Below are 24,894 nucleotides of genomic sequence, written 5' to 3' on the forward strand. Positions count from 1 at the left end.
AATGGGAGACGTTATTGATATATATGGTTTATCACCTTTGCAAAAAGGAATACTGTTTCATACTTTATACGATCAAGATGATGAATATTCTTTTTCCTATATTGTACAAGTAGGTTTCTTGCTCGGGGGGCAATTGGATGTTGCTACTTTTGAAAAAGCTTGGGAATATGTTATTCAACGACATGAGGTTCTGCGCTCAGTATTTGTTTGGGAGGAAGTAGAAAAACCTCTACAAGCAGTTTACGAACGTCTTCCTTTTACTATTCATCAAGAGGATTGGAGTACCCATTCACATGAGGAGAAGGAGAAGAAATTACACCAGTTTTTGACTGCAGATCGTAGGAAAGGATTTTTATTGGATGAAGCACCATTGATGAGAGTCACTGCGATTAAAGAAGCAGAAGGGGAAACGAGAATTATTTGGACACATCATCATATTTTGCTAGATGGTTGGAGTGTTTCATTGGTGTTTAGTGAAGTAATGGAAGTTTATCTCAAGATGATAAAGGGAGAATTGTTGAATCTTCCTAAATCTCTTCCTTATAAAAAATATATCCAGTGGATAAATAAACAAGATCAAAGTCAAGCAGAGGAATTTTGGAAAGAAGAATTAAAAGGGTTCTATGCACCTACGCCATTAGCGATGGAAAGAAAGGATCAAGGGCAGGAGAAGGGCTATGGAGAGTGTGTTTATCAGGTATCTGAGGAAATCACTGAGAATTTACAAGAGTGGGTACGAAATAGTCGATTAACATTGAATACATTAGTACAAGGAGCATGGGCCTATTTGATGGGTAGGTATAGCGGTGAAAGTGACATCGTATTTGGCGTAACTAGCTCTGGACGTCCTACTGATTTGATAGGAGCAGAGAATATGGTAGGCCTATTTATTAACACATTACCTACTAGAATTCGATTAACGGATAATACATCTGTAGTAGATTGGCTTCGTAAAATACAGATGAAAGAAATGGAACGAAGACAATATGAGTATAATTCATTGATAGATATTCAAGGGTGGAGTGAGGTTCCGCGAAATAGCTCCTTATTTCATACCTTGTATGTGTTTGAAAATTATCCAATTCAAGGTGAGAGAAATGATGATTTAAGATTACTAGATGTTAAAAGCGCGGAACAAACAAATTATCCTTTAACACTCATTGTAATGCCTGGTAAGAAAATTACTTTAAAGTTGATGTATGATCGAAGCTATTTTAATGAAGAAACAATAAATCGGATTCAGAATCACTTATTGCAAATATTAATCCAGATGACGAAGAGCCTAGATTCAAAACTCTTTGAAATTACTCATTTAACAGCGGAAGAACAGATACAGTTATTAGAGGAATGGAATCATACTCAAGTAAATTATTCGGCTGAAGGCATGATTCATACGATGTTTGAGGAGCAAGTTAAAAAAACGCCTGAAGCAATCGCGGCTATTTACGAAAATGAACAAATTACCTATAAAGAGTTGGAGGAGCGTGCGAATCAGCTAGCTCATTATTTACAAAAGCGTGGTGTAGGCTCAGAGTCTCTGGTTGGGGTATATATAGAACGTTCATTACAAATGATGATAGCGTTATTAGGTATTCTAAAATCAGGAGCAGCGTATGTTCCACTTGATCCTACTTATCCAGAGAGTCGGCTTCAATATATATTAGAGGATGCTGGAATCGAAGTACTAGTGACGGAAGAGAATTCTAAAAATTTGTTTGTATCTGAAAATGTTGAAACGATTTGTATGAATAAAGATTATAATGCAATTGAAAAAGAAGAAACAACCCCATGTATAAGTGGTGTAACAGGAAGAAGTTTAGCGTATGTTATGTATACTTCAGGATCTACAGGGAATCCAAAGGGAGTAATGATTGAGCATCATTCAGTAATCAATTATCTAGAATGGATGCAACATAAATATCCACTTTCTGAAAAGGATGTGGTCTTGCAGAAAACGCCATTCTCATTTGATGTCTCTGTTTGGGAGTTGTTTTGGGGTATTCACGTTGGTGCAAGTGTATCTTTCCTGCCTCCAGGTGGAGAAAAAGATCCTTCTATTATAGCTGAAGTGATTAAAAAACATCAGGTTACTATAGTTCAATTTGTACCTTCGATGTTATCTGTTTTCTTAGATTACTTCAATCATATTGAATTGAACATGAATTGTTCGTCCATACGCCATGTATTTTCTGGTGGGGAAGAACTAAGTTCAGGGTTGGTTAGACGATTTCAACAGAAATGGAATCATAGTGGACAAGTGAAATTAACCAACTTTTATGGACCAACTGAAGCCACTATTTATGTGAATGCATTTGATATTCAGCCAAATCAAGAATTTGTTTCTATTGGGCAGCCGATACAGAACACGCAATTATATGTATTAGACCAAAATCAACGCTTGCAATCAATAGGAATTGAGGGTGAGTTATATATTGGTGGTGCTGGTTTAGCACGTGGATACTTAAATCGTCCGAATCTTACTGCTGAAAAATTCGTTTCGCATCCATATCGATTCGGGGAACGACTATATCGAACAGGAGATTCAGTAAGATATCTAACTGATGGAAATTTAGAATTTATAGGTAGAATGGACCATCAAGTCAAAATGCGTGGTTTTAGGATTGAATTAGGAGAAATTGAAGCGACTTTAGAAAAATGTTCGTTTATTAAAGAGGCTGTCGTATTAGTTAGAGAAGATCGTCCAGGTGATCAACGATTGGTTGCATATGTTATGAGCGATGGAAATACCCAAGAGTGGAGAGAGTATTTACAAAACCAATTACCGAATCATATGATTCCAGCGCACCTTGTAGAGTTAGAACACTTCCCGCTTACTCCGAATGGGAAAATTGACCGAAAGGCCTTGCCAGCACCTGATGAGCAAACTATTGGAGGTTTAAATGTTCTACCTCGGACGCCATCGGAAGAGCTTATTGCCTCGGTTTGGAGTCAAGTGTTAGGAACTGAAAATATCGGTATTCAGGATTCCTTCTTTGAACGGGGTGGGCACTCACTACTCGCTACTCAAATTGTTTCTCGATTACAAGAATTGTTCCAAATCAAAATCCCATTACGTGAACTTTTCAAGCACAATACAGTGGAGGCATTGGCGAAACGAGTAGATCAGTTACGAAAAGAAGATAAAAAACGAGAGGCTGCCCCCCTTGTACCTATGAAACGAGAAGAAGCTATTCCGCTTTCCTATGCGCAGAAACGTCTATGGTTTATTGATCAATTAATGTCAAATAGTGCTATGTACAATATTCATGCAGCGTGTCGCTTAACAGGTAAATGGTCAATTGAAGCGTTGGAGGTCGGATGGAATCAGTTGTTGGAGCGTCATGAATCATTACGGACGATAATTCTAGAACAAGAGGGTGAACCTTTCCAACAGGTTCAATCTCATGTATTCAGACATATCCCTCAATTGAATCTAACAGATCTCTCTTTGGAAGATAGGGAAAGAGAAATGCAACGGCTCATTCAAAACGAAGCGGAGGAACCATTTCATTTTGGACAAGGTCCTCTGATTCGAACACGAATATTGAAAGTGGACAGAGAAGAATGGGTTCTCATTTGTACGATGCATCATATTATTTCAGATGGATGGTCAATGGGGATTTTACTTGAAGAATGGATGGCTTTTTATGAAGGAGTAATAAGCGGAAAACCGGCGGAATTGAAGGAGTTATCTATCCAATATGCAGACTTTGTCATGTGGCAGAAGGAATGGCAAAAAGAAGAGAATTTGGATCAGCACCTTCAATATTGGAAGGAAGAATTGGCTGGGGAGCTACCGATTTTACAATTACCGATGGATCGTCCTCGGCCTGCGGTTCAAACTCACCGTGGTGCAAGTCAGTCCTTAATGGTGGCGAACTCCCTACAGGAAAAGCTCAAAGATTTAAGTCTGCAAGAAGGATGCACTTTATTTATGACATTGATGGCAGCGTATCAAAGCTTCCTTTCTCGTTATACAGGACAGGATGACATCTTGGTTGGAAGCCCAATCGCTAATCGAAATGTTAAAGAGATTGAGGGATTAATAGGTTTCTTTGCAAATACGTTGGTTTATCGAGCTGATTTCAGTGAAAATCCGACGTTCCAAGAACTTTTGTCGCAGGTAAGAAAAAAAGCACTAAAAGCATACGAGTATCAGGACATCCCATTTGAGAAAGTGGTAGAATCCGTAAAGCCGGAACGAAATACAAGTCATTCACCAATATTCCAAACCATGTTTATTTTACAGAATACGAAGCAAGAATTTCCTCAGCTATCTGAAAGACAAATGGAACTCATGGAAAGCCATGCTTCTGTAGCGAAATTTGATTTGAGTTTATTTGTTACTGAGACGGAAGAAGGATTATCACTAACCTTTGAATACAATACTGATTTGTTTGATGATACAACCATTGAACGTATGGCAAGTCATTTTGAGCATTGGTTAAATCAAATTGTCTCTCATCCAAAATGTTTATTATCAGAATTGAATATGTTATCCAAAGTAGAATATAAGCAATTACTAGAAGAATGGAATGAATCAGCTGTTATAGATATAGAAGAATGCGCGATTCATACATTGTTTGAAGAACAAGTGGAAAAAACACCAGAAGCAATTGCAGTAGTATGCGAAGATGAAGAACTAACATATCGAGAGTTGGACGAACGCTCGAATCAGCTGGCACATTATTTACAAAAAAATGGTGTAGGTTGCGAATCATTGGTTGGGATTTGTGTTACACGTTCATCTGAGATGATTGTAGGCCTCTTAGGAATTATGAAGGCAGGAGGAGCATATGTCCCAATAGATCCAGCGTATCCTGAAAGTCGACTGCAATACATTTTAGCGGATGCTCAAATAAAGGTACTAGTAACACAGGAAAAATTACAACAAAAAATGGTTATACCTAAATCCGTTGACGTGATTTGTATTGATCGTGATCGAGCAGAAATAGAACAAGAAGTAACTACGGTGTGTTCGAGTGAAGTGACGGGTGATAACTTAGCCTATATTATCTATACTTCAGGTTCCACTGGAAATCCAAAGGGAGTAATGATTGAGCATAGGAATACAGTAACAATGATTCGTTGGGCGCATCACACATATTCCCGAAAGGATTTAGCGGGAGTGTTGGCCTCCACTTCGCTATCCTTTGATCTATCTGTTTTTGAAGTGTTTGTTCCCCTAACGATGGGTGGTAAGGTGATTGTCGCTGAAAATGCTCTACATCTAGACAAGTTGTCTACCAAGGATGTGACTTTAGTCAATACTGTGCCATCCGCAGCGAAGGAACTGGTTCGAGCAAAAACACTCCCTTCTTCGGTAAAGGTGGTGAATTTGGCTGGAGAACCATTGCCATATTCACTTGTTCAAGATTTATATGAGAGAAGTACGGTTGAGAAGGTGTACAACCTATATGGACCGTCCGAAGATACTACGTATTCCACTTATATGGAATTAGAAAAGGGTGTCGTCCATAGGGTACCACCAATTGGTAAACCAATATTCAATACAGAAGTATATGTACTAAGTATTGAACAAAAAATGGTTCCAATTGGTGTAGTTGGTGAGCTGTACATTGGTGGATCAGGATTAGCACGTGGATACTTAAACCGTCCTGACTTAACGGAAGATCGTTTTATACCGCATCCATTTAAAGAAGGGGAGCGAGTATACCGGACTGGAGATCTTGTAAGGTATCTGCCGGATGGAAATTTGGAGTATCTTGGCCGAATCGATCATCAGGTAAAAATTCGTGGGTTCCGGATTGAACTAGGAGAAATTGAAGCGACATTACAAAAGCATACATTAGTTAACGAAGCTATTGTGACGGTGAGGGAAGATTATCCTGGTGATCTACGTTTGATTGCTTATGTTGTAGGAGATGGGGATGCTCAAAAGTGGCGTGATTATCTCAAGGACCAGCTACCAAATTATATGATTCCAGCCTATTTTGTCGGATTGAATGCATTTCCACTCACTCCAAATGGAAAAATTGATAGGAAGGCCTTACCAGCACCAGAGAAACAGGAGATAGCAAGTGGTTATATTGCTCCTCGTACGCCTACGGAAAAAACAATCGTTTCAATATGGAATGAAGTTTTAGGTATGGAAAACATCGGAATTCAGGATTCGTTTTTTGAAATAGGTGGTCACTCATTACTTGCTACGCAAGCTGTTTCCAGTCTTAAAGAGGCTTTTGGAATTGAGATACCATTGCATGATTTATTTATGTTTCATACAGTGCAGCAATTGGCAGAACAGATTGATCAATTGCTCCATAACAAAAATCAAGAAATGCAGAATGATAGTAAGGAGAATGTAAGTCTTCAAGACTATATTCAAAAAGAAGCAGAAGTGAGTAATGATGAAGAATTACTTGAACTGCTTAAGCAATTAGAAGAGCTATCAGAGGAAGAAGCACAAGGAATATTTGAGAGTAATTTAGTTGAGGAAGGGGTAAAAAAATGAGAAGTGATTTACTTGCAAAGCTGAGTTCACTTTCTCCTGAGAAGAGAGCTTGGCTTCAGAAGCAAATGCAAAAAAAGGAGAATAAAGAAGCGCTCCCGTTGTCTTATGCACAACAACGTTTGTGGTTTATGGACAGATTTAATCCAAACAGTTCTTTATATAATATTCCAACGGTATGGAATCTAAAAGGAAATTGGATACCTGAAGCATTAGAAAAGGGATTCAATCGACTTATTGAACGTCATGAATCATTACGAACTGTTTTTAAAGAAGTAGAAGAACAACCTGTACAACAAATTGTCGAATTCCTTCCTAGAGCATTACCTGTAAGAGATTACTCTCAACTTCCTCTAGAAGTAAAAGAAAAAGAGGTAGATAGTTTAATTGCGAGAGAAGCGCAAGAACCATTTGATTTAATGAATGGTCCTTTAATTCGTAATCACCTTGTTCAATTAGAAAAGGATGAATGGTTATTACTGTGTACGATGCATCATATTATTTCTGATGCTTGGTCCATTGGTATATTCATGAATGAATTACTTGCTTTCTATGAAGAGGAAACGGGCGGAAATCCTGCTAAATTAAGTTCATTATCCATTCAGTATGCAGACTTTGCGAAGTGGCAAAAGGAGTGGTTGCAAGGTGATGTGCTAAATCGTCAGCTTACGTATTGGCAGGAAGAATTGTCTGGTGAGCTCCCTATATTACAACTGCCAGTGGACCGACCTCGACCGGTTACGCAAACTTATTCTGGGGATACGCATCACGTGATTTTTCCTTCTAGATTACTCAGTCAATTAAAAGATTTAAGTCGACAAGAAGGATCTACCTTATTTATGACTTTAATGGCTGCATATCAGAGCTTTCTTGCACGTTATACAGGACAAAAAGATATTCTAGTCGGAAGTCCGATTGCAAATCGGAATCATAAGGGAGTAGAAGGATTAATTGGTTTCTTTGTTAATACGTTGGTTTACCGATCAGATTTGAGTGGCACCCCTACTTTTCGGGAGATTTTGAACCAAACAAAGAAAAAAGCGTTAAAAGCTTACGAATATCAAGATATACCATTTGAAAAAGTGGTAGAAGCTGTGCAACCTGAACGAAGCATGAGCCATTCTCCTATCTTTCAGACCATGTTTACGCTACAGAATATAAAACAAGAAAGACTAGATTTGCCTGGTAGAAGTATTGAAATGGTAGAAAGTAATATGTCTATTGCAAAATTTGATTTGAGCTTAACTGCCTATGAAGTGGAAGAAGGTCTATTTGTCTCATTTGAATACAACACGGATTTATTTGACAGTAGTACCATTGCACGTATGGCAGGCCATTTTGAGAACTGGCTAAATGAAATCGTGCATCATCCAGATGAATCATATACAAAGCTGTCAATGTTATCAGACACTGAGCAGAAACAACTCCTAGAAGAATGGAATGATACAGAAGTAGTTTATGGTCATGATTGTATGATTCATGAGCTATTTGAGCAGCAAGTTGCACGTACACCTGATGCAGTGGCGGTAGTTTATGAGGGTGGAAAGCTAACGTATCAAGAACTCAATGAAAAATCGAATCAATTGGCACATTTTCTACAAAAACGAGGTATTGGACCTGAATCATTGGTTGGTATATGTATTGAACGTTCTCCTGATATGATTATTGGTCTCTTTGGGATTTTGAAAGCAGGTGGGGCTTATGTCCCACTGGACCCAAGTTATCCCGAAAACCGTCTGAGATACATTTTAGAGAATTCACAAATTCAAGTGCTGTTAACAAAAGAGGCACTACAGGACTGGTTACCTAAAGATATTCAAGCAATTTGTTTAGACAGGGATCAAGTAATGATTTCTAAAGAGAGTAATTTAGCTCCGGTGAGTGGAGTAACAGCAAATAACTTAGCCTATATCATATACACTTCGGGTTCAACGGGAAATCCAAAGGGGGTAATGATTGAACATCATTCGGTTATCAACCGCCTACAGTGGATGCAGAAAAAATATCCATTGTCCGAGGAAGATACAATCCTACAAAAGACACCGTTTTCGTTTGATGTTTCCGTTTGGGAATTATTTTGGTGGTCATTTGTAGGAGCACGTGTTTGTTTGCTTCCACCAGGAGGAGAGAAAGATCCTGCAGTGATTGAGGAGTATGTTGAACGATATCGTGTGACCACCATGCACTTTGTTCCGTCCATGTTATCTACTTTCTTGGATTATATGGAACAATATAATTCAAAAAGGGATGTATCGTCTTTAATTCATGTTTTTACTAGTGGAGAAGCATTAAACTCTGAGCAGGTTCGCCGGTTTAAGTGGATCTTTTACAATGTTCAGCAAACACAGTTAATTAATTTGTATGGTCCTACTGAAGCGACTGTGGATGTGACTTATTATGATTGTGATTTAGAAAAAGAATCAATGCTTATTCCAATTGGTCGTCCAATTGATAATACAGAGTTGTATGTGTTAGATCAATATCAACAGGTGGTCCCAATTGGTGTGTCGGGGGAACTTTACCTTGGAGGAGTAGGATTGGCACGTGGCTACTTCAATCGACCAGATTTAACTACTGAACGTTTTATTCCGCATCCCTTTAAGGAAGGGGAACGATTATATCGAACGGGTGACCTGGTGAGATATATGAATAATCGTAATTTAGAATATATTGGAAGGATAGATAACCAAGTCAAAATTAGAGGATTCAGAATTGAATTGGGAGAAATTGAAGCAGCTTTACATGATCACTCATCTGTAAAAGAGGCTGTTGTGTTGGTGAAGGAAGATCGACCAGGAGATAAGCAGTTAGTAGCTTATGTAGTGGGTGAAGGGGATACTGGAGAGTGGCGTGAATATCTCAAGAAGCAACTGCCACATTATATGGTTCCGGCATACTTTTTCAAAATTGAAGGGATGCCACTCACTCCAAATGGTAAGGTGAATCGGAAAGCCTTACTGGAATTGGAAGCACAGTTCATAAGTGAAGATATTACTTCATCACGAACACCAGTGGAGGAGCTCATCGTTTCCGTATGGAGCCAAGTGTTAGGTGTAAAAAATATTAGTGTTCAGGATTCCTTTTTTGAAATCGGTGGTCACTCACTACTAGCTACTCAAGTAGTGTCACGTTTACAGGAAATCTTTCAAATCGAATTACCAGTACGTGAACTATTTGAGTATGCAACGGTGGAGTCACTGGCAAAGCGATTAGATCAGTTACGTAAAGGAGATAGAAAACGAGAGATTCCGCCACTAATGCCGATGGAACGAGGAGAAACTATTCCACTATCTTATGCGCAACAGCGCTTATGGTTTATTGATCAATTTACACCTAATAGTGCCCTTTATAATATGCCAATGGTATGCCGCCTTACAGGGAGTTGGCTACTTGAGGCACTGGAAACAGGATGGAACCAACTAATAGAACGTCATGAATCATTGCGGACGGTCTTTCATGAAGTGAACGGTCAACCCGTACAGCAAATTGAACCGTATGCTTTTCAATCAATTCCGAAAACGGATTTAACTATGCTTTCTCCAGAAGACCGAGAAGAAGAAGTTAAACGTTTGATTCAACAAGAAACAGAAGTGCCATTTGATTTAGCAGAGGGCCCACTAATCAGGACAAGTATTTTGCAAGTGGGAGAGGAAGAATGGATTCTCCTTTGTACTTTACATCATATCATTTCAGATGGATGGTCGATGGGAGTCCTACTTAAAGAATGGATGGCATTCTATGAGAAAGAAACGGATGGAAAGATAGCAGAACTTGAACCATTACCGGTTCAATATGCCGACTTCGCTCAGTGGCAAAAAGGTTGGCTGAAGGAGGAGGTGCTTGATCAACAACTCCAATATTGGAGGGAAGAATTGTCTGGAGAGCTTCCTGTACTCCAACTTCCTATGGATCGTCCGCGTCCTGCAATACAAACTCATCACGGGTCGACATACACACTGGTTCTGCCAAGCACGCTACATGATAACTTGAACAAACTTAGTCGCAAAGAAGGGGCTACACTCTTCATGACGCTGTTGGCTGCATATCAAAGTTTTCTATCCCGTTATACGGGACAAGAAGATATTCTGGTCGGAAGTCCAATTGCGAATCGAAATTATAGAGAAATAGAAGGACTAATTGGTTTCTTCGTCAACACGCTGGTTTATCGAGCTAATCTGAGTGGTAGACCGACATTTCAAGATGTTCTGTCTCAGGTTCGTCAAAAGGCATTGAAGGCATATGAATATCAGGATATCCCTTTTGAAAAAATTGTAGAAGTTGTGCAACCAGAGCGGAGTACAAGTCATTCGCCAATCTTCCAGACCATGTTCATCTTGCAAAATATGAAACAAGAGTTCCCGGTGTTATCTGGTAGAAGTATTGAAATGATAGAAAGCCATAGTCCAATTGCAAAGTTTGATTTAAGTGTAATGGTAGCTGAGACAGAAGAGGGATTGCTTTTTACTTTTGAATACAATAAGGATTTATTCAATGCATCTACTATTGAACGGATGGCAGGACACTTTGAGAAATGGCTACACGAAGTTTCTCATCACCCACAAAATCCGTTGCATGACCTGAGCATGCTATCGGAACCCGAGCGTACTTTGTTATTAGAAACATGGAATGACACTGTAATGGAAATGTCCCATCAGGCTCTTATTTGTGACAGATTTGAGGAACAAGTAGCAAGGCGCCCTGATGCGATTGCCGTTTTTGATCAAACAAAAAAGTGGACTTATGGTGAACTGGATGCACAAGCAAATCAGTTGGCAAATGTTTTACAGCGAAAAGGAGTCGCTCCAGAGTCAGTGGTGGGAGTTTATCTTCCGAGGTCAGCTGAGCTCATGGCAAGTTTACTAGGCATTTTAAAAGCTGGTGGAGCTTATGTTGTTTTAGATCCGTTGTATCCAAAATCAAGGTTAGAATACATGATTGAAGATGCAGGAATTCAATTTGTAGTGACGGCGGAAGGACAAGAAGGCCATTTCGCACACGTCGAAACGGTGAGGTTAGAAGAATTAACAGTGGAAAGCGTAATCGCACCTACACGTCAGTTAAATCCAGAGAACCTAGCTTATATTGTCTATACCTCTGGTTCTACAGGAAAGCCAAAGGGTGTCATGGTTGAATATCGCTCATTAATGAATATGGTTTCTTGGCATCAAGAAGTTTATCGTATTACAGCAGAGGATCGTGCGACCCAGATTGCAGGGATTGCTTTTGATTCGGCTGTCCAGGAAATTTGGCCGTATCTAACTGCTGGTGCAGCACTCTACTTGTCAACAGAGGAACTGAGAATTAATCCAGAAGCACTAAGGGACTGGCTCATTGATTCACGAATAACAGCTAGTTTTGCACCTACACCTATTCTGGAAAGACTCTTGAAATTATCTTGGCCAGATAAAACGGATCTTCGTTTTATCCTTACAGGTGGGGATCAATTAACGCAGTATCCATCTAAAGATATTCCTTTTGCGGTAATTAATCAGTATGGTCCATCGGAAAATACCGTTGTTACTACAGATTGTTATGTGCCTGTAGGAGTGACAACCGGTACGCCATCGATTGGTCGGCCGATTGCGAATACAGAAGTTTATGTATTAGATTCTCATCTTCAGCTAGTACCAATTGGTATAATTGGAGATCTCTATATTGGAGGGAAGAGTCTTGCACGTGGATATGCTAATCGCCCGGATCTCACAAAGGAAAAATTTATTCCACATCCTTTCAAGTCAGGAGAACGTCTCTATTACACAGGAGACAAAGCAAGTTATCTTTCTGATGGTAATCTCCAGTTCCATGGTCGTATAGATGACCAAGTAAAAATTCGTGGTTTCCGGATTGAATTGGGAGAAATAGAAGCTGTTTTGCAGGCGCATTCTTCTGTGAAAGAAGCAGTTGTATTGGTACGAGAGGATAATCAAGATGACAAGAGATTAGTAGCTTATGTAGTTGGTGAAGGAAGTGTACATGAATGGCGAGAACATCTACAAACACATTTACCAAATTACATGGTTCCAACAAACTTTATTGAGATGGAATTTTTGCCACTTACACCGAATGGAAAACTTGATTTGAAGGCATTGCCTATACTTAGTGAACAATCCGCCGAAAATACTGTATACCCACGAACTCCGCTGGAAGAACTTATCGCTTCAGTGTGGAGTCAAGTGCTAGGAATAAAAGAAATTGGTGTTCAGGATTCTTTCTTTGAGCTTGGTGGTCACTCTCTACTTGCTACACAAGTGGTCTCGCGCTTACAAGAAGTCTTTCAAATCAAATTACCGGTACGTGAACTGTTCGAATATCCAACGGTCGAGGCACTATCGAAACGAATAGATCCGTTGCGTAAGGGGAGTGAAAAACGAGAAATTCCACCATTGATGCCGATGGAACGAGGAAATAATATTCCGCTGTCATATGCCCAACAGCGCTTATGGTTTATTGATCAGTTTGAACCTAATAGTGCACTTTATAATATGCCAATGGTATGCCGCCTTACAGGGAATTGGTTACCTGAAGCATTGGAGTTGGGATGGAATCAGTTAATAGAGCGTCATGAATCTTTGCGGACGGTATTTCATGAAGAGGAAGGTCATCCTGTGCAACAGATTCAACCTTATATTTTCCGTCCTCTTCCGCAAATGGACCTAACTAAGCTTTCATTAGAGGAGAGAGAAAGAAAGTTGCAGCAATGGATTCAAACTGAAGTTGAATCTCCATTTGATTTAGAACAAGGACCATTGTTCCGTGGACAAATCATAAGAATTTCAGAAGAAGAATGGGTTCTTCTGTGTAATATGCATCACATTATCTCAGATGGATGGTCGATGGAAATCTTGCTTCAAGAATGGATGACATTTTATGAGAATGCGATTGGTGAAAAACAAGCAGAGCTGGAACCACTACCAGTTCAATATGCCGATTTTGCTCAGTGGCAAAGAGGATGGTTGAAAGATGAAGTACTAAATCAACAGCTTGCATATTGGAAGGAAGAATTATCTGGTGAGTTACCAGTCTTAATGTTGCCAATGGATCGTCCGCGTCCGCCAGTGCAAACCCACCATGGATTAACTCATAATGTGCTGTTGTCACGCTCATTACTGGATAAATTAAACGAACTAAGTCGTCAAGAAGGGGCCACGCTTTTCATGACCTTATTGGCATCGTATCAAAGTTTCCTTTCCCGTTATACGGGACAATCGGATATTATTGTTGGCAGCCCAATTGCAAATCGAAATTATCGAGAAATTGAGGGGCTGATTGGTTTCTTTGTCAACACATTGGTTTATCGGGCTGATTTAAGTAATGCACCGGTATTTCAAGAGTTGTTGTCTCAAGTGCGGATAAAAGCATTGAAGGCGTATGAGTATCAAGATGTTCCGTTTGAGAAAATTGTAGAGGTTATCCAACCTGAACGAAATACAAGCCATTCCCCGATTTTCCAAACCATGTTTACTTTGCAAAATACGGGACAGGAGCTACCAGAACTACATGGAAGAAATATAGAAGTAATGGAAAGTAATGCTCAAATCGCTAAGTTTGATTTAAGTTTAACTGCTGCAGAAGTGGAAGAGGGTTTATTGCTTACTTTTGTTTATAGGACGGATTTATTTGACAGCTTAACTATTGAATCCATGGCTGAACATTTTGGAAACTGGTTGAATGTAATCGTGGAGAATCCTGATAAATCATTAGCTAAGTTGCCTATATTATCAGGATTACAGCAAAAAGAGTTGGAAGAGTGGAATAATAATGCTGTAGTATATCCACGGGAAAGTGCGATTCATCAGCTGTTTGAAGAGCAAGTAAATCGTACACCTGACGCGGTGGCAGTGGTAGATGAAAAACAGCAGTTAACATATCGAGAGCTTAATGAAAAAGCTAATCAATTGGCCCACTATCTTCAGCAATGTGGGATTGGGACTGAATCATTAGTTGGACTTTGCTTTGAGCGTTCAGTTGAGATGATTGTTGGTATTATGGGGATCTGGAAGGCTGGGGCAGCATATGTTCCATTGGACCCATCCTATCCAGAAAGTCGTCTACGATATATTTTGGAGGACACTGGAATTCAAGTATTAGTTACGAATGAGTCATTAGAAGATTGGATACCCAAAGAAGTCAAGGCAGTTTGTCTAGATAGGGATCAAGCAATGATTTCAAAAGAAAGCATTCTTTCACCAAAATGTGAAGTAACAGGAGAAAACCTAGCGTATGTTATCTATACTTCGGGATCGACGGGGAATCCAAAGGGTGTCTTGATACAGCATCATTCTGTAATAAACTTGTCGCATGGTTTACAAAAAGAGGTTTTCGAACATGAGATACCATCTAACATGCATGTCGGTTTAAATGCGTCAATTGCCTTTGATGCATCTATTCAACAATTACAAATGCTGTTATATGGTTCAAGTTTGTATATTATTCCGAATGAAGTACGAAGTGATCCGGAACAGTTTGTAGCTTATATTAGGGAGAACAAGTTAGCAATCTTTGATATAACACCTTCTTTGCTTCAATTACTTATAGATGCCGGATTGTTAGAAACGTACGATGGCGTTCATGTTCCAAGTAAGGTATTGGTTGGCGGCGAAGCGATTATGCCGTCATTATGGGAACAGTTAGTAGAGACTGATAAAATTGAGTTTTATAATGTATATGGTCCTACAGAATGTACGGTTGATGCAACATGCTATCATATCAAAAAAGATAGTGAGAGAGTAACGATTGGGCGTCCGTTGCCTAACGTTCAAACTTATGTATTGGATAGAAATGGGTTGCCAGTTCCAGTTGGTGTGATGGGTGAACTTTATATCGGAGGAGCGGGTCTAGCGAGGGGATACTTAAATCGTCCAGAGTTAACATCCGAACGATTTATTTCTCATCCATTCAAAGAAGGCGAGAGATTATATAGAACAGGCGATCTCGTGAGATATCTTCCTGATGGTAATATAGACTATTTAGGAAGAATTGATAATCAAGTGAAGATTAGAGGATTTCGAATCGAACTTGGGGAGATTGAGTCGACTTTACAGGAGCATGACTTGATAAAAGAGGCAGTTGTAATAGTTAGGGAAAATCAGTCGGGAGATAAGAGGTTGGTAGCTTATATAGTGGGCGAAGGCAGTTTAGAAGAATGGCGCGAGTATCTTAAAATAAAACTGCCAATCCATATGATACCTTCCTACTTTGTCGAAATGGAAGAGTTACCGCTAACCATAAATGGAAAGATTGATCGGAAATCATTGCCTATACCAGATTATCAAGGAACACAAGAAGGCTACGTAGCCCCAAGAAATGAACGTGAACACAAGCTTTCTATCATTTGGGAACGTGTGCTGGGTTCAAAACGTATTGGTATTTATGATAACTTTTTTGAAATTGGTGGAGATTCAATTCTTAGCATTCAGATTGTCTCTCGTGCGAAGCAAACTGGTTTACAATTGACACCAAAACAAATATTTGAACACCAAACGATTGCTGAGTTGGCGCAGGTAGTCAAAGAAGAACAAGGTGTACAAGCCGAACAAGGAATTATAACTGGAGATACGATACTTACACCTATTCAGCAAGGTTTTTTTGCACAAAATCATCCTAACCCACATCATTGGAATCAATCCATGTTCTTTAGAACGAAAGAGAAACTGGATATAGTATCACTGGAGAAGTCAGTGCGTAATCTTCTACTTCATCATGATGCCCTGCGTTTAAGATATGAACGTTTACCTGATGGGGCTTGGAAACAGTGGAATGAAGGAATAGAAGAACAATTGATACTTACTGTCATTTCATTAGCCGAAGTGCCGGAAGCCGATTGGCATCAATTTATTCAAAAAGAGATTAATATTGCACAAGAAAGTTTGAATTTACATGATGGTCCGTTAATGAGAATGGTTTATTTTGATGAAGGTGAGAAGACTGGCCGATTATTTTGGACAATTCATCACTTAGCCGTGGATGGTGTTTCTTGGCGAATTTTATTGGAAGATTTGCAAACAGCGTATACTCAAGCGATTCAAGGGCAGAAAATTCAATTACCTATGAAGAGTACATCCTTTAAAGAGTGGTCGGAAAAATTACATCATTACGCTGAAACTGGAATATCACAAGAAGTGCTGCATTACTGGGAGCAGCAGTCTGAACAAGACGTAGTTAAACTGCCGATAGATGGTACTATAAGTAATTCAGTAAGCGCAGTAACTGAGGAAATTACTGTGGTGTTAAATGAGAATGAGACCCGTATGTTATTGCAAGAGACTTTAAGCACTCACCGTGTCCAAATCAATGAACTATTATTAGCAGCATTGGTACAAGCTACAGCAGCATATACAGGGCAGAAGATATTGAGCGTGGATTTAGAGGGGCATGGTAGAGAAGAAATTATTGAAGATGTTGACTTATCGAGAACCGTGGGATGGTTTACAAGTATTTACCCTGTTCACTTAAATATTACTAGTGCTAATACGCCAATTGCAGCATTAAAAGCAGTTAAAGAACAAGTTCGCAAAATTCCTAATAAGGGTGTTGATTATGGAGTGTTGCGTTACATGAACGCAACAATGTGTGAGCAATTGAGCTCTCAACATACACCGTCTATTAGTTTTAACTATCTTGGACAATTTGATCAAATGTTTTCTAGAGATGCAATGTTTATGCCGGAGAACGAATTTAAGCGTTTAGATCATGCTGCCGGTTCCAAGCGATCGCATGTAATTGATGTAATTGGGGTTGTAACGAATGGAAAACTTCAGTTCACTTGGGTATACAATGTTGGACAATTCGCCAAATCAACGATTCAAAATATTGCACAGAATATGCTATATCAACTGAGCAGATTGATTCAACCTTCAGATAGAGAATCTGCACTGACCATTTCGGATTTTGCAATGGCTAATCTTAACCAAGTAGGTTTGACAAATGTACTAAACAAAATGAATCGTGGAAAGAACAATCAGATTACTGATTTATATCCACTATCACCTTTGCAAGAAGGTATGATTTTCCACACATTGCATGACCAAGGGAATGAACATGTTGCACCGTATATAGTGCAATTAAGTTTTATGATTAAAGGGAAAATGGATATTCCTACTTTTGAGCAGGCGTGGAAATCTGTAATTCAGCGGCATGAAATTTTTCGTACAGCATTTGTTTGGGACGAAATTGAAGAACCATTACAAGTGGTGTATGAAAATATCCCATTTAAAGTGAACAAAGAAGACTGGCGTACAATGACAACTAAAGAGATAGAGGAAAAAAGAAAAGTCTTTTTGGCATTAGATCGAAAACAAGCCTTCCAATTTGATGAAGCGCCATTGATGCGAGTAACGGTCATTCAAGAAGGTGAGGAAGAATATCGAATTGTTTGGACACATCACCATATTTTACTGGATGGATGGAGTTTACCATTGGTCTTTAATGAATTACTTACAGTCTATCAGAAGAGAATGAATGGAGAAGCTGTAAAGTTACCTAAACCCTCACCATATAAGAAATATATCCAATGGCTCAGAGAACAAGATAAGGAGCAGGCGGAACAATTTTGGAGAGAAAAGCTTAAAGGTTTTACTGCACCAACTTTGCTGGGCTTAGAAAGTAAAGAGGAAGAAAAAGGTTATACAGAAAAGGTTACCTATTTATCAGAAGAGCAGACTCAAGCGTTACAAGGATGGGCGAAACACAATAAACTTACTTTGAGTACAGTAATTCAAGGTGCATGGGCATATCTCATGAGCCGGTATAGTGGAGAAAATGACATTGTCTTTGGTGTAACAAGCTCAGGGCGTTCTACGGAGATTATTGATGTTGAAAACATCGTAGGTCCTTTCATTACAACGTCACCGACGCGAATTCAATTGATTGATGATATAAAAGTAATGGATTGGTTGCAGAAGATACAAGAGGAAGAGATAGAAAGAAGACAATATGAGTATGCTTCTTTAACAGAAATTCAGGGATGGAGTGAAGTTCCTAGAGGAACACCGCTGTTTAATAGTTTATATGTGTTTGAAAATTATCCAGTGAAAGAGGAGTCTTCAGAAAATCTAGAAATTGGTGAATTGGAAGGAGTAGAGCAAACCCACTACCCATTAGGGCTGGCTGTAGTTCCAGGAACCCAGTTATCGTTAAAGTTAATGTATGACTGTAGTAAGTTTAATAGAATAACTATTGAACGAGTGTTGGGTCATTTACAACAAGTGTTGATGCAAATGCTCAAAAACATGGATCAAACTCTATCGGAGCTGGTATATATTACGGAAGCTGAACAAAGACAACTATTAGAAGAATGGAATGATAATGCTATATCCTATCCACGTGAGAATGTGATTCATCAACTATTCGAAGAGCAAGTAAATCGTACGCCTGACGCGGTGGCAGTGGTAGATGAAAAACAGCAACTAACATATCGTGAGCTGAATGAAAGAGCTAATCAATTGGCCCATCATCTACAGAAATGTGGAATTCGGACAGAGTCATTGGTTGGCCTCTGCTTTGATCGTTCAGTTGAGATGGTTGTTGGTCTCATGGGAATTTGGAAGGCTGGAGCAGCCTATGTTCCATTGGATCCATCGAATCCGGAAAGCCGCCTGCGATATATTTTAGAAGACACAGGAATTCAAGTATTGGTTACAAATGAGGTATTAGTAGGCTGGATACCTAAAGAAATCAAGACAGTTTGCTTAGATAGGGACCAAGCAATAATTTCTCGAGAAAGCAAACTTTCGCCGATATGTGAGGTAACAGGGGAAAACTTAGCGTATGTTATCTACACTTCCGGTTCGACAGGGAATCCAAAGGGTGCTTTAGTACAGCACCATTCTGTAATAAGCCTATCATATGGTTTACAAAAAGAAGTTTTCTCACATGAGATACCTAGTAATATGCGCGTCGGTTTAAATGCGTCAATTGCCTTTGATGTATCTATTCAGCAATTACAAATGCTGCTTCATGGTTCAAGTGTATATATTATCCCAAGTGAAGTTCGCACTAATCCGGAACAATTTGTGTCCTATATTAGGGAGAATAAATTGGAAATGTTTGATATGACACCTTCATTACTTCAATTACTTATTGATGGAGGATTGCTAGAAACAAGTGCTGATGTTCATGTACCAAGTAAGATATTGGTCGGTGGTGAAGCAATCATGCCGTCATTATGGGAACGGCTAGTAGAGACTGAAAAAATTGATTTTTATAACGTATACGGTCCTACAGAATGTACGGTTGATACAACGTGTTATCATATCCAAACAGATAGTAAGCGAGTTACAATTGGACGTCCATTGCCGAACGTTCAAACTTATGTATTGGATAAAAATCTGTTGCCTGTTCCAGTTGGTGTAACAGGTGAGCTATATATTGGTGGTGCAGGTATAGCGAGAGGATACTTGAATCGTCCAGAATTAACAGCAGAGCGATTCATTCGTCATCCATTTAATGAAGAAGAGCGTTTATATCGTACAGGAGATTTGGTTCGTTATTTACCTGATGGTAATTTAGATTACTTGAGAAGAATTGATAATCAAGTGAAAATTCGGGGCTTCCGTATTGAACTTGAAGAGATTGAAGCGAATCTAGAGAGTCATCCATTGGTAAAAGAAGCAGTAGTTTTGGTAACAGAGGATAAATTAGGAGAGCAGAGATTGGTTGCTTATGTAGTTGGAGCTGGAAGCATGCATGAATGGCGTGAATATCTCAAGACACAAGTACCGAATTATATGGTTCCCGCACACTTTATTGAGGTAGACGAGATTCCTCTTACAATGAATGGGAAAGTTGATCGAAAGGCATTGTACAGTTTAACTATTCAAAGAGAAAATAACTTCTCTACACCAATCATTCCAAGGGATGAAATTGAATATCAGTTGGTTAAAATCTGGCAGGATGTGTTACAGATAGAAGATGTCTATGTAAATGATGATTTCTTTAATAGAGGGGGACACTCTCTCCTTGTAATCAAATTAGTTTCAAAAATTAGGGAGAAGTTTGGAAAAGAGATTAAGGTGTCTACATTGATTAAGAATCCAACATTGGAAGGAATCGCATGCCTTATTCGTGATAAGCATGATATGACAAAATCTGTATCAGCGCTGGTACCACTACAAGAATCAGAGAAAAGACCTTTCTTCTGCGTTCATCCGTTTATGGGGAATGTATTTTGTTACATTCAACTAGCAAGATTGCTTAAGAATCACTGTTCATTTTATGGTTTACAGAATCCTCTCATAGAAAAGAGAGAGATTGACGACTCGACCTTGCCGGAACTAATTCAACTTTACATTAAAGAAATAAAAAGTGTTCAGCCAGAAGGCCCATATCGTCTTGGAGGATGGTCTTTAGGCGGTGCAATTGCTTATAAAATTGCAACTGTACTAAGAAATCAAGGAGAGGAAGTTGAATTGTTGGTACTTATGGATACTAAAGTACCTTCAGAGCAGGATCATAAAACAAGGGAGGATATGCTCTCATATATATCTGAACATTTCATTCCTAGAGGTCTTACTGAGCAGGAAGAAGGCCTCGTCCATAAGCAAGATATGCTTGTGGAGCGATTAATTATGGAAGGAGTACTCCCGCCTGATGCAAATCTTATGAATTTGAAGCAAGTTATCAATGCTCATAGGAAATGCCTGAACTTAATGGCAGAGAATGATTTGATACCATACTTTGGAGAAGTTATCTACTTTAGTGCTGAGGAAGGAAAAGAGTTGTTTACAGATTGGGGACCTTTATTAAAAGGAAGAGTAAAAAAGGATTCTGTCCCTGGATCACATGAAGAAATAGTAGACTTCCCCGCAGTTGAAGAGATAGCTAAGTATCTATTAAATGAATTTGAAGGAATAAAAGAAACATCCCTTTCATTAACTGAAAAGTAGAGAGTGCAAAAGATGCAACGCTATGAAAGAAAAGGGCAGCCCAATAACTGCAAATAAAGTGTAGGCAATAATGAATATATCAAGAGTATTACTTTTTAAGAGGATAATGCAAAAATTACTTGGTAAAGACATAGAAACCTATATGAGTTGCTCATAGAATGATGTAAATGCTCTCCATTTTGTGTAATAGAAGCTAATGCTTTGATGATATTACTGAGGAAAGGTGTATATTTTCATTGATATGTAAATATGCACCTTTTCTATTGTATTTGCAATTTAATAAGGTTAATTTGAATTTATGTAACGCACATATGTGAAGCCATCCTTTAAAAAAGGAAGTGATATATCATACACATTCAAGCTGTGAAAATACCAAAGAATATTGAAAGTCATTTGTTTAAGCAACTTAGTAACTTGGTTTCAAATGAGAAGAAAGAACGAATGAAGCGTTTATTAAACTCATGCGACATTAATAGGACCCTGATAGGGGATTTACTAATCCGATCTCTAATCTGCCAAAAATATAAAATTAATAATGAAGAAATTAGATTTATATATAATGAGTATGGAAAACCTTTTGTTGAAAATTTTTCTGACTTTCATTTTAATCTGTCACATTCAGAAGAATGGGTGGTTTGTACTACTGCTAATTTTAATGTGGGTATTGATATAGAAAAGGTTTCAGAAATAGAGGCTCTTAAATTAGCAAATGAATTTTTTTCAGAGGAAGAATTTTATGATATATCTAAAATGAATTCTGATGAACAAATTAATTATTTTTATGATTTATGGACATTAAAAGAAAGTTATATAAAAACGATTGGAAAAGGGCTTTATATCCCGTTAAATTCATCCTCTATAAAAAAAGAGTCACGAACTTTAATTTCATATAAGTATATACCTCAAAACTTTTACTTTAGACAATATAACATTGAGCCAAATTATAAGATATCTGCTTGTGCAACAAGGGATGAATTTCCGCAAGAGATAATAATTAAAGACATTTATTCAATTTGCCAAAATATATACAAATTTGAAAGTAAGGAGAAAATCAATGCAGAAGACTAAACTTTTTTGCTTTCCACATGCTGGGGGATCTGCGTTTAGTTACGCAAAATGGAAAAATCACTTTAATCCATATATTGAGGTAGTCCCGATAGAGTTAGCTGGTAGAGGATATAGAATTGAAGAAAACTTGTACGAAAGTATGGAAGAGGCCGTAAATGATGTCTACAATAATATAGTTATGCAGATAGATGATTCGCCCTACATTCTATTCGGGCATAGCATGGGAAGTTTGATCGCCTATGAAGTAGCCAGAAAAATAAAGGACTCTAAAAACGTATCGCCTGAATTTCTTGTTTTGTCCGGTAGAAACCATCCAAATAGTAAAATAAAAAATATCCGATATAATCTTTCTAATGAGCAATTTAAAAGAGAAGTTATTGCAATGGGAGGTACACCATCCGGGGTACTACAATCAGAAGAATTAATGGAGATTTTTCTCCCAATTCTAAGAGCAGATTTTAAAATTGTCGAGACATATATTCATGACAATAATATACAACCATGTGATATTGATTTTCTTATATTTAATGGGGAAAATGATGAATTTACTACATATGATCAAGTAATAAAATGGGAGCAATATACAAGTAAAACGTGTACTCTCCATTCTTTTGAAGGTAATCATTTCTTTTTAAATGAAAATATTGAAGAAATAGCAAAGAGCATTATAAGAAAGTTAGATTCTAAAAGATTATCAAATAGTTTTTAGAGGTTTTCTAAGTATATTCATGACTAAGGAACAAAAATATTAAATGTGAAAAATAAAGGTACTGCTGAAATATCATTGAATAAAGGTATTGAAGCCTAAACGAACTGTTCAAAGGCGGGAAAAAAGACTCATTGAATCTTAAGAGCTACTTCCCGTATTTATCTAAAAAAGTGATGCAACTTACTTGCATCACTTTTCTCATCTTTTTATTTTCTTTCTAAAGGTTCTTGCGCCCTCATTTTACAATAGTTATTTCTAAAATTATTATACTGTTTATATATATCTTTGTTATTTCTAAAACTTTCCCCTGATTCCACATAACAATGCAGTGCTTTAGTAAATTCCTCATTTTTATTAGCTAATATTTCGACCGTTGAACCAGGTTCTTTTTGCGTTAAATGATGTAACACTATTTATTATTATCTTTTTTTATCTCCTTTTGTTCAATATTATTGTGTACAGAACTATACAATTTTCTGTACACAAAAAGAGATTTAGCTGTTATGCAAAATATAGGCGAAATCTCTATACATATGAAGTTTTAAAAAATGGGCTATCACATATAAAATTTTCAAAATATAAATTTCATTAAAAAGCACTGTCTAATAAGGTTCTGGTTTAAAAATCATTTTGAACACATATGCATTAAGAACTTTAATGTTTTTAAAAATATTCTAAAGGTATCCCTAATCTACTCTTCACAGGAATTGATGGTAATTTCTTATTTTGGGGAAATGGATGGTAACCCTTGTATATTTTCCTTCTTGTGATTGAATAGAAATATCATGCCCTAATTTTAAAGCCATTTGTTTCGCAAGATACAGGCCCATTCCAGTAGATTTTGTATGTGTTCTTCCAGTAGAACCTGTAAATCCTCTTTCGAACACACGATGTATATCTTCTTGCTTTATCCCAATGCCTGTATCTTGAATAAGCAATCGATTTTCTTTATGATCCTCCTCAAAACGGAAAAAAATCTCTCCACCATCATTTACATACTTTAAAGCATTTGCAGTAATTTGGTCTATGATAAATGCAAGCCATTTGCTATCGCTTTGAACGAATTTCTGCATTTCCTCCATATGTAAGTGAATTCGTTTCGTGATAAAGATTTTGGCATATTTCTTTACACTTTCTTTAATAATTTGATTCAACTGTACATCTGTAATGAAATAGTCTTTAGAAAACGAGTCAATCCGTGAATAGTAAAGAGCCTGTTCCACATAATTATCAATTTTGTTCAGCTCATCTTCAAACTTATCTACAAGAAAATCTACTGTTTTTCCCGTACTGTTCTCAATGAGTAAATTACTTGCGGCAATTGGAAGCTTTACCTCGTGAACCCAGGACATAATAAAATTTTGGTGATCCACTTTCTCGTGAATCAACTTTTGAAGTTGCTTATTATGATTGTCCTGTACTATTTTTATCATTTTGACATATAAAGCTTGTTCATAATTTACTCCCAATTACAATGCGTTCTTCTACTGACGGAACGGTTGGATATGTTTCTAACCTTAGATCAGGGACAATAAGTGTATTAGATTTAGTTAATTACAAGAATGTTCATACCATTGAAGTTGATCCAGGAGATCGAAATACAGATCCTTCTGTAAATCAGGGAGCTCATGGTATAGCTTATATAGAAAGATAAAATAAAAAATGCTATTCTTTTTGTAGAAATATACAGAAAGAATAGCATTTTTTTCTATTTTAAAGGGGTATTTTTTTTTATTTTGATAGACATATATGTTTCCATGTTAAAA

The 24,894-nt window shown here is 37.8% G+C and carries 5 protein-coding genes and 1 pseudogene; 4 read left to right on the forward strand and 2 right to left on the reverse strand.

The annotated features are described in order from the left end of the window. Nucleotide 1 precedes the first annotated feature (1 nt). The 4 genes from JDS81_RS25430 (at nt 2) to JDS81_RS25445 (ending at nt 23,128) form a co-directional block, all read left to right on the forward strand. Nucleotides 2-6,472: a non-ribosomal peptide synthetase gene (locus tag JDS81_RS25430; RefSeq protein ID WP_097954261.1), complete on the forward strand. Its 6,471-nt coding sequence runs from the start codon at nt 2-4 to the stop codon at nt 6,470-6,472. Beyond that, on the forward strand, nt 6,469-21,351 hold the full coding sequence (locus JDS81_RS25435) for a non-ribosomal peptide synthetase (RefSeq protein ID WP_142316336.1): 14,883 nt from the start codon (nt 6,469-6,471) through the stop codon (nt 21,349-21,351). Before JDS81_RS25430 ends, JDS81_RS25435 begins: the two co-directional genes overlap by 4 nt. Nucleotides 21,352-21,714: 363 nt before the next feature. Further along, on the forward strand, nt 21,715-22,419 hold the full coding sequence (locus tag JDS81_RS25440; protein WP_097954259.1) for a 4'-phosphopantetheinyl transferase family protein: 705 nt from the start codon (nt 21,715-21,717) through the stop codon (nt 22,417-22,419). Next, the gene (locus tag JDS81_RS25445) at nt 22,406-23,128 is read left to right on the forward strand and encodes a thioesterase II family protein (RefSeq protein WP_097954258.1); all 723 of its coding nucleotides are present in this window, start codon (nt 22,406-22,408) and stop codon (nt 23,126-23,128) included. Before JDS81_RS25440 ends, JDS81_RS25445 begins: the two co-directional genes overlap by 14 nt. 206 nt (nt 23,129-23,334) lie before the next feature. Here JDS81_RS25445 and JDS81_RS25450 read toward each other — a convergent pair whose 3' ends face one another. Together JDS81_RS25450 and JDS81_RS25455 are read right to left on the reverse strand one after the other, a co-directional pair. Further along, nucleotides 23,335-23,538 carry an HNH/ENDO VII family nuclease gene (locus JDS81_RS25450; protein WP_252199197.1) on the reverse strand — a complete coding sequence of 68 codons (204 nt, stop codon included), beginning with the start codon at nt 23,536-23,538 and terminating at the stop codon, nt 23,335-23,337. 288 nt (nt 23,539-23,826) lie between these two features. After that, a pseudogene (locus JDS81_RS25455) lies at nt 23,827-24,588 on the reverse strand (ATP-binding protein); the annotation flags it as partial. Between the last annotated feature and the right edge of the window lie 306 nt (nt 24,589-24,894).

The sequence above is a fragment of the Bacillus cereus group sp. N31 genome (assembly GCF_016483245.1).
Lineage (GTDB): Bacteria > Bacillota > Bacilli > Bacillales > Bacillaceae_G > Bacillus_A > Bacillus_A toyonensis.